Origin of the sequence: Streptomyces sp. NPDC012466 (assembly GCF_042955215.1) — a bacterium.
Lineage (GTDB): Bacteria > Actinomycetota > Actinomycetes > Streptomycetales > Streptomycetaceae > Streptomyces.
Window position 1 is genome coordinate 79,309 of the sequence record NZ_JBIBEQ010000002.1, and the last position, 12,615, is coordinate 91,923.

At 70.0% G+C, this 12,615-nt stretch carries 6 protein-coding genes; all 6 read right to left on the reverse strand.

Annotated elements, in window-relative coordinates:
* Positions 1–22: 22 nt before the first annotated feature.
* Positions 23–1,645 carry a SpoIIE family protein phosphatase gene (locus ACFY9E_RS07860; RefSeq protein ID WP_390980472.1) on the reverse strand — a complete coding sequence of 541 codons (1,623 nt, stop codon included), beginning with the start codon at positions 1,643–1,645 and terminating at the stop codon, positions 23–25.
* 71 nt (positions 1,646–1,716) lie between these two features.
* Positions 1,717–7,110 (reverse strand): pullulanase-type alpha-1,6-glucosidase, encoded by a 5,394-nt coding sequence (gene pulA / locus ACFY9E_RS07865; RefSeq protein WP_390980474.1) that lies wholly within the window; start codon positions 7,108–7,110, stop codon positions 1,717–1,719.
* A 197-nt stretch (positions 7,111–7,307) separates the two neighbouring features.
* Complete coding sequence (locus tag ACFY9E_RS07870; protein WP_390980476.1) at positions 7,308–8,681, reverse strand: alpha-amylase family glycosyl hydrolase; 1,374 nt, start codon at positions 8,679–8,681, stop codon at positions 7,308–7,310.
* A gap of 119 nt (positions 8,682–8,800) precedes the next feature.
* On the reverse strand, positions 8,801–10,501 hold the full coding sequence (locus tag ACFY9E_RS07875; RefSeq protein WP_390980478.1) for an alpha-amylase family glycosyl hydrolase: 1,701 nt from the start codon (positions 10,499–10,501) through the stop codon (positions 8,801–8,803).
* 145 nt (positions 10,502–10,646) lie between these two features.
* Entirely contained in the window at positions 10,647–11,555 is a 909-nt protein-coding gene (locus ACFY9E_RS07880; protein ID WP_390980480.1) for an ABC transporter permease subunit, read from the reverse strand.
* Positions 11,556–11,569: 14 nt separating this feature from the next.
* Positions 11,570–12,574: an ABC transporter permease subunit gene (locus ACFY9E_RS07885; protein WP_390980482.1), complete on the reverse strand. Its 1,005-nt coding sequence runs from the start codon at positions 12,572–12,574 to the stop codon at positions 11,570–11,572.
* Positions 12,575–12,615 lie beyond the last annotated feature (41 nt).

The window sequence follows — 12,615 nt, forward strand, 5'->3', positions numbered from 1 at the left end:
GTTCTAGGCCAGTGAGCTCACCTTAGACAGGCCCCAACCGCAGGGCCAGCATCGCGATGTCGTCCTCGCGGTCGTGGCCGAAGCAGCTCAGCAGCACGTCACAGAGGGGGTCGAGGCCGGCCGGGGCGTCGGCGGCGGCCGTGCGGAGCTGGTCCATGGAGGTCGTGAGGGGGACACCGCGGGTCTCGATGAGGCCGTCGGTGACCATGAGCAGTCGGTCGGTGCCGCGCAGACGGCACTCGGTCGCCGGGGGCCGCTCCAGACCCAGCCCGAGCAGCGGACCGCAGGCGTCGGCGTACCGGGCGACGCCCCCGTCGCGCAGGATCAGCGGCGGGATGTGGCCGGCGTTGGCGATCCGGACCCGCCCGCTGGCGGGGTCGACCAGGGCCAGGCACACGGTGGCCGTGACATCGGGGTGGTACCGCTGGAGCATCCGGTCGAGGCGGGCGGCCAGCACGACCGGGGCGCTCTCATCGACGCAGTAGGCGCGCAGGGCGTGACGGATCTCGACCATGACGGTGGCCGCGTCCAGCGAGTGCCCGACGACGTCCCCGACCGCGGTGAGCACCCCGTCGCGGGTGCGCAGGGCGGCGTAGAAGTCGCCGCCGATCTCGGTCTGCTCGGAGGCGGGCACGTAGCGGACGACGATGTCGACGCCCGGCAGGTGCGGCAGCTTGTGCGGCCGTGGCAGGAAGCTGTGCTGGAGGGTGAGGGCGACATGCCGCTCCACCCGGTACATCAGCAGCGGTTCGGCGGCGAGCGCGGTGGCCTGGGCGAGGCGGGCGCGCAGCCCGTCGTCCGCGGGGTCGTTGATCGCCGTCCGCCGCACTGGCGTGGCGAGGCACACCGTGGTCCGGCCGTCCTGGGCACTCGCCACGGTCAGGCGGGCGTCCTCCTCGATGCCCGGCCGGAAGATCCCGGCCGGCCACAGCGGCGCGGGGACGACGCTGGTGTGCACGCCGGTGCGGCCCTCCGCGAGCCGGGTGACCAGCCGTGCCGCCGCCTGGTGGGCGTCACCGCCCGCCGCGGGGCGGCCCCGGGCGGTGCCGCGGTGGGATTCGCCGTCCGGGTCGATGACGTACACCACGGCGGGCGAGTCGGTGAGGGCGGCGGTGCCGTCGGCGGCCGCGGTGGCGAGTTCCCGCGGGCAGCGGGCCGCCTGCACGGCGATGATGGCCTCGGCCAGCAGCGTCAGCCGGTGGACGACGGTCTCGGCGCCCGTGCTGCGGCGGGCTCCGCGTACGGCGGCCCGGACGACGGCCTGGATCTCCAGCGGTTCGGCGGGCACGGTCAGATACGCGTCGCCGCCGGCGTCGAGTCCCCGGCACCGGTCGCCGGGCGCGGTCGCCGCGGCGGAGAAGTGGACGACGGGCAGTGCGGCCATGGGCGGCCGGGCCCGGACCCGGCGGCACAGTTCGAAGCCGCTCATGTCGGGCAGGCCCACGTCGACGAGGGCCACATCGGGCAGGGTGCCCTCGCGCAGCCGTACGTCGAGTTCGACGAGCGCCTCGCCGCCGCTGGCGACGGGCACGACCCGGTGGCCGGCCCGTTGCAGCACCGCGCCCATGGCGTACCGGCTGGCCGCGACGTCGTCGACGACCAGCACGGTGGTGCCGGGACTGTGCTGCCTGCCGCTGGCGTCCATGTCGGCGGCCCCTCGGGGCGTGTGGGTGGGACGGACCGTGGGTCACGGCCCGCCCCACCCAACGTAGTGCGCTATCCGGCGGTCCGGGTGAAGACGGCGACCGTACGCCCCGGAACGGCGAACGTGCCCGATTCCGCCGCGTAGGAGGAGGACTTGACGGTAGAGTCCGCCCCCGCCGCCTGCACCGGGTGCAGGCGGTAGCCGGTCCCTGCGAGAGCGGCGACTCGCTGTTCCTGCCGCTGCGGCGTGGCGTTGAAGACGACGACGAGGTCACCGAGCCGCATGGTGATCACGCCGGGCGTCTCGTCCTTGCCGGACAGCGGGAAGGAGAGCCGGGACTGCACCTGCTCGGCGGTGCCGAGGGAGAAGTCCTTCTCGGTGCTCCGGATCCGCAGCAGGTCACGGTACGCCGCCGAGGTGCCCTCGATCTGCTCGCAGCCCACCTTGACCGTGTTCAGCAGGGGCTTGGCGTACGGCCACTTGTCGGTGTTGTCGGCCGCCATGGGCAGTCCGCGGCCGAAGCCGTTGCCGTCCTCACACCTCCAGTGGACGGCGTTGAACCAGTCGCCGCTGTCGTAGGAGTTGCGGTCCAGGGACTTGGAGCGCAGCAGGTCGGTGCCCGCCTGGGAGAGGGCCGGGCCCTGCGAGAGGGTGGCCGTCGCCATGGCGAGGACCTGCATCCGGGCCCGGTCGGCCGCGCTCGTCGAAGCGGGCAGTTTGAAGGCGAGCGCGTCGAACAGGGACTCGTTGTCGTGGGCGTCGGCGTAGGCGAGGGCGTCACCGGGGGCGTCGGCGTAGCCGGCGGGGGCGCCGTTGTAGTCGACCTCGGAGCCCTTGACCTCCTGGCCCGCGGTGTCGGTGAAGCGGTACCGGGCGAGGTTGCCGGCGAGCCCGACCTTGATGAGGTCCTGGTAGTGCAGCAGGCGGGCCTTCTGCTCGGCGGGGGTGCCGTTGTTCTTCGAGGAGTTGGGGTCGGTGTACAGGCCGGACGCGAAGCCCTGGACGCCGGGGTCCTCGTCGAAGGGGCCGCCGCCGCGCACCGCGTCACGGGCACGGTCGGAGAAGGTGGCGATCCCCGTCCCGGCCATGTTCTTCTGCGTGGCCTGCGTGAAGCGGGCGTCGTCGGCCACCTCGCCGAAGTTCCAGCCCTCGCCGTACAGGATGATCTTCTTGCCGTCGACGCCGTCCTCGGCGAGGGTGAGCGCGTCGAGGGCCTTCCTGACGGCCAGGATGTTGGCCTTCGGGTGGTGGCCCATGAGGTCGAAGCGGAAGCCGTCGACCTTGTACTCCTTGGCCCATGTGACGATCGAGTCGACGACCAGCTTGCCCATCATGGCGTTCTCGGTGGCGGTGTTGGCGCAGCAGGTGCTGTTCGCGACCGAGCCGTCGGCGAGGAGCCGCTGGTAGTAGCCGGGGACGATCCGGTCGAGGACGCTCGTCTTCTCCTGGCCACTGGCGGCGGTGTGGTTGTAGACGACGTCCATGACGACCCGCAGCCCGTCGTCGTTGAGGGCCTTCACCATCCTGCGGAACTCGACCGTGCGGGCCGTGCCGTCCGGGTCGGTGGCGTAGGAGCCCTCGGGGACCGTGTAGTGGTACGGGTCGTAGCCCCAGTTGTAGGCGTCCTTCGCGGCGATCTTCCCGACGCACTCCTGCTGCTTGTCGGAGTCGGCCGGGTAGGAGGCGAGGTCGCAGTCGGTCGTCGCCTGGTCGGCCTTCTTCTCCGGGATGGTGGCGATGTCGAAGGCGGGCAGCAGGTGGACGTACGAGGTGCCCGCCTTCGCCAGCTCGCGCAGGTGCCGGGAGCCGTCACTGGCCTTGTCGGCGAAGGCGAGATAGGTGCCCGGGTGCTTCGCCGTCCGGTCCTCGACGGAGAAGTCGCGGATGTGCAGCTCCTGGATCTGGGCGTCCCGCAGCGGCACGGCACCGGGCTTGGTGTACGCCGACCAGCCGGCGGGCTTCAGCGCCTTGTCGTCCAGGTCGACGACGAGGCTCCGCTTCGAGTCGGCGGTGAGGGCGAGGGAATAGGGGTCGGTGACCTTGTTGGTGACGACCTCGCGGACGCTGGGCGCCCACACCGTCACGACGTACCGGTAGGGCTTGCCCTTCCAGGACTTCGGGCCGGTGACGGACCAGACGCCGGTGCCGGCGTCGCGCCGCATCGGGACGGTGGAGTCACCGATCTCCAGGGACACCCGCTGCGCGGTGGGCGCCCACACCGACAGCGTGGGACGGCCCTTGGAGAACGTCGGCCCCAGGTCGGCCTTCGTCGCGTCGTACAGGTCGTCGAGGACACCGGCGATCTGGACGCCGGTCGCCGCGAGGACGGCACCGTTGGCCGCGCGCTGGGTGGCGACGACCTGGCCACGAAGGGCCTCGCGGACCCGGTCGCGGTCGCGCGGGTCGACGGTCCAGGCGTCGTACGCCTTCAGATGCGGGAACGTCGCCTTCTGGGCGTCGGTCAGCTCGCTCTTCGACAGGCGCAGCCACTTGGCGTCACCGGTCAGGGCGCCGTCCTTCACCGCGATGGAGCCGTCTCGGGCGTAGAGCAGCTGGGTGGAGGCGGCGGCGTCGGAGCCGTTCCAGGCGAGGGTGTTCCGGTCGATCCAGACGGCCTTGGAGGTGGCCGGGTCGAGGGCGGCCGCGGACCCGGCGGGCTGCGGGAGCAGGTACTTCTCCTGGCCGTTCACCAGCCACACCTCGTGGCCGTTCGCCTTGAGGTCGAGCGACCGGTCGGTGGGAAGGTCCTTCTGGTCGCCCTTGTGCAGGATGTAGCTGAGGCTGGTGGCTCCGTCGGTGAGCGGTACCTCGAAGACTGCGCCATAGGAATCAGTCTTGACCGGCTCGAGGGGGTTCGACCAGTCGGTGGGGTCGGCTGCGCCGGTCCAGACGTGCAGGCCCCAGCCGTCGTAGTTCCCGTCGGCCCGGTGGTAGTGCAGGACGGCCTTGCTCCGGTCGGGCGCCGGGTACTCGGGGCGCTCGGTGGTGACGGTGTCCTTGCCCTGCTCGATCCAGACCTCGCCGGTCTTGGTGACGTCGATCGTGCGGTCGGCGGAGACGTCCTTGGTGCCGTCCTTGTCGATGACGAGGAAGCCGACGTTCGAGGCGCCGGGCTTGAGCTTGACCCAGGCGAAGGCGCCGTAGGCGTCCCGCCCGGTGAAGGGGTGACTCTTCGGCCACTCGGTGGCCTCGCCCTCGGCGAGGTCGCCCCAGGCGTACAGGCCCCAGTCGGCGTAGTCCCCGTCGGCGCGCTTGTAGTGGACGATCGCGTAGTCGCGGGAGGACGCGGTGGGCGGCTCCGCGGCGGGCCGGGTGCCGGTGGTGGAGGCGGCCAGGGCGCTCGCGGTGCGGCCGGCCGAGTCGATCACGACGGCCTTGTAGCGCAGGGCCGTGCCCGGTGCCACGTCCTTGCCGACGGTGTGGGTGACCTTGTACGGGGCGTGGTCGGCGGAGCCGAGGACCCGCCACGTGCCGTTGCCCGTCTGCGCGGCGAAGACGACCCGGTTCAGCCGCCCGCCGTCGACGTCGGCGGTGACCTCGACGGTCCCGGTCGCGCCGGCCGCCGGGGCCTTGAGCGTGAGCGTGGGCGCGGTGGCGGGCTTGGCCGGCTTTCCGGCCGCCTTGAGCACGATCGCCGAGCCGGCCGGGACGGTGACGGTGACCTTCTTGTCACTGCCGCTCTTCAGGCGCGCGTCGGTGCCGTGGATGCCCTGGAAGGGCATGCCGGCCGAGCCGGTCGGGAAGGTCGCGGTCTTCTTCTCGACGGCGTTGTTGAAGGCGACGACGTACTCGGTGCCGGACTTGGCGTCGGTGCGGGAGAAGGCGTAGACGCCCGGGCCGTCGGCCGCGTACCGCTCCTGCTGGACGCCGTCGGTCAGGGCCGGGTTGGCCTTGCGGAGCTTGGCGAGGGCGCTGATCTGCCGGTAGAGGGGCGCCTTGGTGTCGTAGGCGTCCTCGGCGTGGGTGCGGTCGGTGCCGATCCGGTCGTCGTCGAGGTAGTCGGCGGTGCGCGAGGCGAACATGCTCTGCCGGGCGTCCTTGTCGCCGCCCGGGCCGGTGAAGCCCTGCTCGTCGCCGTAGTAGACGACGGGGTTGCCGCGGCTGAGGAACATCAGCTCGTTGGCGAGCTTGTCCTTCTCGAGCAGTTCGGCGTCGGTGGCCTTCGGGTTGTCCTGGTTCAGGAAGGACCCGATCCGGCCCATGTCGTGGTTGCCGAGGAAGGTGACCTGCTCGTACGCGTTGGCCTTGCCGGTCGTGTACTTGTAGTCGTCACCGAAGACACCCGCGAGCTTCTGTGCGCTGCCGCCCTGCGAGGCGTACTGGCGGGCCGCTTCCTGGAAGGGGAAGTCGAGCGTGGCGTCGAGCCGGCCCTGGGTGACGTACGGAGAGGTGACGGACGTGTCGGCCGAGTACACCTCGCCGAACATGAAGAAGTCGTCCCGGCCCCGCTTGGCCGCGTAGGCGTCGAGGGCGGTGGCCCACTGCGTCCAGAACTCCATGTCGACGTGCTTGACGGTGTCGATCCGGAAGCCGTCGACGTCGAAGTCCCGCACCCAGCGCTGGTAGATCCTCTCCATGCCGTGGACGACCTCGGGGCGCTCGGTCCACAGGTCGTCGAGCCCGGAGAAGTCGCCGTGGGCGGAGCTCTCACCGGCGAAGGTGGAGTCGCCGCGGTTGTGGTACATCGTCGGGTCGTTGAGCCACGACGGCACCTTGTTCTTCTCGGTGACCACCGGTGTGCGCGGGAAGGAGTCCCGGTCGACCGCGGGGAAGCCGCGCCGCCCGTCCGCGTAGTCGGCGTCGTCGAAGGGCACGCCGTCCTTCGTCAGGTACGGGAAGGCGCCCTTGGAGAGGTAGTCGTAGGACTTCTCCTCGTAGTCGACGACGTCGGCCGTGTGATTGGTGATGACGTCGAAGAAGACCTTCATGCCCTTGGCGTGGGCCTTGTCGATGAGGGTCTCGAGGTCCTTGTTGGTGCCGAAGTGCGGGTCGACCTGGGTGAAGTCGGTGATCCAGTAACCGTGGTAGCCCGCCGACGCGTTCGCCCCGGTGCCCTGAACGGGCTGGTTCTTGAAGATCGGGGCCATCCACAGGGCGGTGGTGCCCAGGCCCTTGATGTAGTCGAGCCGCTTGGTCAGGCCCTTGAGGTCGCCGCCCTGGTAGAAGCCCTTGTCGGTGGGGTCGTAGCCGGTCGACAGGCGCGAACCGGTCAGGCCGCCCTTGTCGTTGCGCGGGTCGCCGTTGGCGAAACGGTCCGGCAGGACGAAGTAGAACTGCTCACGGGTGGCGTCGTGCCGGGCGGGCTCGGCGGCCAGCCGGGCGTCGGACGGAGGTGCCGGCGGGGTGGCCGCCCCGGCGGCGAGCGGCTGGACGAGTGCCGCGGTCAGCGCGGTCGCCATGACCGCGGCGACCCGTCCGGCACGGGCGGTTCGGCGCCTTGAGGGCGCACGCCATCTCGGTATCACTGACGTGGACTCCTTGCGTTGCGGCTCTCTCGGGTCCGACCCCGCGCGACCGTATCGCCGCCGAAACCCTTACAGCAAGAGTCTTGAAACCATTGGAAAGAACTTTCAACCAGCGGAGTCGGTCCGGAACGGCGGCCCCAGCGGTCACACGACGTGCCGCTGGGGCCGCTCGCACCGGGAACGGGTGTCCGTCCGCGTCAGCAGCCGGACTTGCCCACGTGGATCGCCAGGGCCGTGTTCGCGCCCAGGGTTGCCGTGAACCGGCCGCTGGAGTTCACCGTCACCGGCGTGTTGTTCTGCACGTTGCAGTACGTCCCCTCCGGCAGCGAGGTCTGGTAGGTCCGGGTCAGGGAGCCCGACTCGTGGTTGAGGGCCACGAAGCCCTTGCCGCCCCGGCCGAAGGCGATGGCGTCGCCGCCGTTGTCCCACCAGTCGGTGACCGCCTGGCCCCGGGTGGCGTTGCGGAAGGCGACCATGGACTTGATCTCCGGCCAGTTGTGCTGGCACTTCCAGCCGTCCTGCCAGCAGGCGTTCACCTGGCCGCCGTTCGGCGGGCCGGCGTCGTGGTCGGTGAACTCGTAGCCGGAGTTGATGTCCGGGGCGCCGTAGGGCCAGGCCAGCATGAAGACGTTGGCCAGGGTGTAGGTGGCGTTGTCCTTGTAGCTGAGGGTGGAGCCGTTGCGCTCGGTGTCGTGGGTGTCGACGAAGACACCGGAGACGCCGCTGCTCATGTAGCCCCAGCCCTCGCCGTAGTTCTTCAGATAGGCGAGGTTCTCGTTGGTGAAGACCCGCTTGAGGTCGTAGGCGTAGCGGAACTCCTGGACGTCGCCGTTGCCGGTGTACTCGGTGGGCTGGACGGCCTCGCCGGCGCCGTGGATGGCCTCCTGCTTCCAGTACACCGACGGATTGCTCAGCCGGGACTTGATGTTCGCGAGGTCGGCCGCGTCCATGTGCTTGGCCGCGTCGACGCGGAAGCCGTCGACGCCGAGGGAGAGCAGGTCGTTCATGTACCCGGCGATCGCGCCGCGGACGTAGTTCTCGCCCGTGTCGAGGTCGGAGAGACCGACCAGTTCGCAGTGCTGGACGTTCCAGCGGTCCTGGTAGTTGCCGATCTGACTCGTGCAGTCGTCGAAGTCGGGCGCGGAGTACAGGCCGGGGTAGGTGTACTTGCTGTACGACGAGCCGCCGGTGCCGGTGCCGCTGCCCGCCGCCATGTGATTGACGACGGTGTCCACGACGACCTTCACACCGGCCGCGTGACACGTGTTCACCATGTTCCGGAAGGCCGTGCGGTCGCCGAGCCGGCCGGCGATCTTGTAGCTGACCGGCTGGTACGAGGTCCACCACTGCGGTCCCTGTATGTGCTCGGCAGGTGGGGAGACCTGCACGTAGCCGTATCCGGCGGGGCCGAGGGCGGTGGTACACGCGCGGGCGACCGAGGCGAAGTTCCACTCGAAGAGGACCGCGGTGACGTCCTTGGTGCCAGGTGGGGAGGCCTGCGCACCAGTCGGGTTCATGACAACCAAAGCTGCGGCGAGCGCGACGGCGGCGGTGAGGTATCTGCGTGCCATGTGGGGTTTCCTTCTTCGTTGAAGGTTCTTGCTGCAAGGTTCGGAAACCTTGCGGTGACGCAGATAGTAAGGGCCCGCCGCCCGAAAGGGCAGCGGGCCGTACGAAATTCAAAGGAAAATCAGGCGCGGGCCCCCGCGGTCGCGGTGGCCCACCACACCGTGGTGTCGGCCGGCACCTTGGCCTCGTCGTCGACCTCGACGATCTCCCCGCTGGCCACCAGCACCCGGCCGTACGCCGGCATCGCCACCGACTCGCCGGTGGTGTTCGCGACGCACACGAAGTCCCCGCGCCGGAAGGCCAGCACACCCTCGGGCGCCCGCAGCCACTCCACGGACGTGCCGGCCCCGAGGTCGGCCTGCTCACGGCGCACCGCGAGTGCGGCGCGGTACAGCTCCAGGGTCGAACCGGGCTCCCCGGTCTGCGCCTCGACACTCAGCTCGCCCCAGCCCTCCGGCTGCGGAAGCCAGCTGCCCCCGGCGCCGAAGCCGTACGACGAACCCGTCCGGGCCCACGGGATCGGCACCCGGCAGCCGTCGCGGAAACCGTCCTGACCCGCGCCCCGGAAGTACGCCGGGTCCTGGCGCACCTCGTCCGGCAGGTCGACGACGTCGGGCAGGCCGAGCTCCTCGCCCTGGTAGATGTAGGCCGAGCCGGGCAGCGCCAGCATCAGCAGGCTCGCCGCCCGGGCCCTGCGCAGCCCCAGTTCGCGGTCGCCGGCCAGGCGGATCTGGGTGCCGAGGCCGGGCGGGTTGGCGAAGCGGGTGGCGTGCCGGGTCACATCGTGGTTGGACAGCACCCAGGTGGCGGGGGCGCCGACCGGGCGCATGGCCTCCAGGGTCCGGTCGATGACCTCGCGCATCTCCGCAGCGTCCCAGTGGGTGCTGAGGTACTGGAAGTTGAAGGCCTGGTGCAGCTCGTCGGGGCGGACGTAGTTGGCGGTCCGCTCGATGGTCGGCGTCCACGCCTCCGCGACGAAGATGCGCTCACCCGAGTACTCGTCGAGGATCAGCCGCCACTGCCGGTAGATCTCGTGCACACCGTCCTGGTCGAAGAACGGCATGACATCGTTGCCCAGCAGCTTCACCTGATCGTGGGATCCAAGGTCGGGCAGCCCTTCCGCCTTCACCAAGCCGTGGGCGACGTCGATCCGGAAGCCGTCGACGCCCATGTCGAGCCAGAACCGCAGGATGGAGCGGAACTCGTCGCCGACGGCCGGGTGGTTCCAGTTGAAGTCGGGCTGCTCCGGGGCGAAGAGGTGCAGGTACCACTCGCCGGGCGTGCCGTCGGGCTCGGTGACGCGGGTCCAGGCCGGGCCGCCGAAGATCGACTCCCAGTCGTTGGGCGGCAGTTCGCCGTTCTCCCCCTTGCCGGGGCGGAAGTGGTAGCGCTCCCGCAGGGGGGAGCCGGGGCCCTCGGCGACGGCCCGCTTGAACCACTCGTGCTGGTCGGAGGAGTGGTTCGGGACCAGGTCGACGATGATCCTCAGGCTCAGCCGGTGGGCGTCGCGGATCAGTGCGTCGGCGTCCAGGAGGTTGCCGAACATGGGGTCGACAGCGCGGTAGTCGGCGACGTCGTAGCCGGCGTCGGCCTGCGGTGAGGCGTAGAAGGGGCTGAGCCACACGGCGTCCACGCCGAGGTCGCGCAGGTACGGCAGACGGGTGCGGACACCCTCCAGGTCGCCCATGCCGTCGCCGTTGCTGTCGGCGAAGCTGCGCGGGTACACCTGGTAGATCACCGCGTCCCGCCACCAGTCGCGGCGCTTGGCGACGGCCACTGCGGACGTGGGGGTGGGGGCAGGTGCAGCTGAGTGCTGGCTCATGTCGTCCTTGATGCGTAACAGGAGGTCGGTCATGGAAGGCGTGGGTGGGGTGACGAGGCGGCCGCGGCACAGCGGGGTCGGATGGGCGCCGCGGCCGCCTCGGGCTTGTGACGTGCGGTTCGGCGGTGCCCCGAGGGGCGCGCGGTCACCCCTTCGTGCCACCTGCGGTGAGCCCGGTCACCAGGTTCTTCTGCACGAGGTAGAAGAACAGGGCGGCCGGTATCGCGATCAGCACAGCCGTCGCGGCCATCAGGTTGCGCTGCGCGTCGTGCTCGCTGACGAACGTCTGCAGACCGACGGCGAACGTGTACTTGTCGTCGCTCAGCATGAACGTCGAGGCGAACGCGACCTCACCGAAGGCCGTGAGGAAGCTGTAGAACGCCGCGACCGCGAGGCCCGGCTTGGCGAGCGGCAGGATGAGCCGCGCGAACGTGCCGAAGGGGGTCAGCCCGTCGACGCGCCCGGCCTCGTCGATCTCGAACGGGATGGTGTCGAAATAGCCCTTCATCAGCCAGGCGCAGTACGGCACGATCGTGGTGCAGTTGACCAGGATGAGACCAAGGTAGCTGTCGATGAGCTGCAGATCCGAGAGGATCTGGTACATCGGCACGATCAGTACCGCGATCGGGAACATCTGGGTGACCAGCAGCACCCACATCAGCTTGCGGTAGCCGGGGAACCGCATGCGGGAGACCGCGTAGCCGGTGGACGCGGCGACGACGACGCCGATGAGCGTGGTGCCCAGCACCACGACCAGCGTGCTCTTCAGCCAGTCGAAGAAGCTGGTGTCCTGAAGGACGAACGCGTAGTTGTCGAGCGTCATCTTGCCCCAGATGCGCCCGGGGTGGAGGTAGTCGTCCTTGTCCGGGCCGAGGGACAGGAAGACCAGCCAGGCGACCGGGAAGAGCGCGGTCAGGCTCGCGAGGATCAGCACGGCGTGCGAGGCGAGCGAGGCCCTGCGGCTGCGTTCGCCGCGGCCGCGGACCTTGCCGGGGGTGGGCGCGGGACGCCGCTCGCCGGCCGGGGCGGAGGTCTCGACGGTGGTCGTACTCATGGGGAACTCCTGCCTCAGATCGCGAGCTGCTGGTCGTTGCGGTTCAGCCAGCGGCGGTAGAAGGAGGTGAAGACGATCAGGATGGACAGCAGCAGGATTCCGTAGGCGGCGGACTGCGCGTAGTCGCGCGGCTGCTGCCCGAAGCCCAGCTGGTAGGCCCAGGTGACGAGGATCTGGGCATCCGGTGCGGTGTTGCCGAACAGCAGGAAGATGATGGCGAACTGGTTGAAGGTCCAGATCACGCCGAGGAGTACGACGGTGGTGCTGACGGACCTCAGTCCGGGCAGGGTCACGTACCGGAAGCGCTGCCAGGCGTTGGCGCCGTCCATCTCTGAGGCCTCGTACAGGCTCGCGTCGATCGACTGCAGGCCGCCGAGCAGCGAGACCATCATGAACGGCACGCCGCACCAGGTGTTGACCATGATCGCGGCGAACCGCTGCCAGAAGGTGTCCTCCAGCCACATCGGGGTGGGCAGGCCCAGGCCCCCCAGGGCGGTGTTGATGACGCCGCCGTCCGCGAGCATGAACCGCCAGCCGAAGACGGTGACGAAGGTCGGCACCGCCCAGGGAAGCACCAGCAGCATCCGGTAGAGCGTGCGGCCGCGCAGCTTCTGGTTGAGCAGCAGGGCCAGGCCGAGGCCGAGGCCGTAGTGCAGGGCGACGCAGGCCGCCGTCCAGAACACCGTCCACAAGAAGTGCGACCAGAAGCGGTCGTAAGCCGTCGGGCCCCACAGGATGTCGGCGTAGTTGTCCAGGCCGATGAACTTGTACGTGGCGTCGATGTGGTTGACGCCGATCGTGCGGGCGGTGTTGAGGCTGGTGGCGTCGGTGAGCGTGAGGTACAGGCCGTACACGAGCGGATACACCACGAGCACCCCGAGGACGACGGCCACCGGGGCGATCATCACGTAGGCGTACCAGTGCTTGTGGAAGCCGTTCTTCAGCCGCTGGGCCGGCCCGGGTCGCGGTTCCCGCTCACCGTGCCGCTTGCCGGTCGCTCGGTCGATGGCGACTGTCATGGTTCGACACCTTCTGGAGGTTCAAGGAGGTCAAGGGGGCT

Coding starts and splice junctions, on each gene's coding strand:
- ACFY9E_RS07875 (WP_390980478.1), bottom strand. CDS start 10,501: ATGAGCCAGCACTCAGCTGCACCTGCCCCCACCCCCACGTCCGCAGTG.
- ACFY9E_RS07880 (WP_390980480.1), bottom strand. CDS start 11,555: ATGAGTACGACCACCGTCGAGACCTCCGCCCCGGCCGGCGAGCGGCGT.
- ACFY9E_RS07870 (WP_390980476.1), bottom strand. CDS start 8,681: ATGGCACGCAGATACCTCACCGCCGCCGTCGCGCTCGCCGCAGCTTTG.
- ACFY9E_RS07885 (WP_390980482.1), bottom strand. CDS start 12,574: ATGACAGTCGCCATCGACCGAGCGACCGGCAAGCGGCACGGTGAGCGG.
- ACFY9E_RS07860 (WP_390980472.1), bottom strand. CDS start 1,645: ATGGACGCCAGCGGCAGGCAGCACAGTCCCGGCACCACCGTGCTGGTC.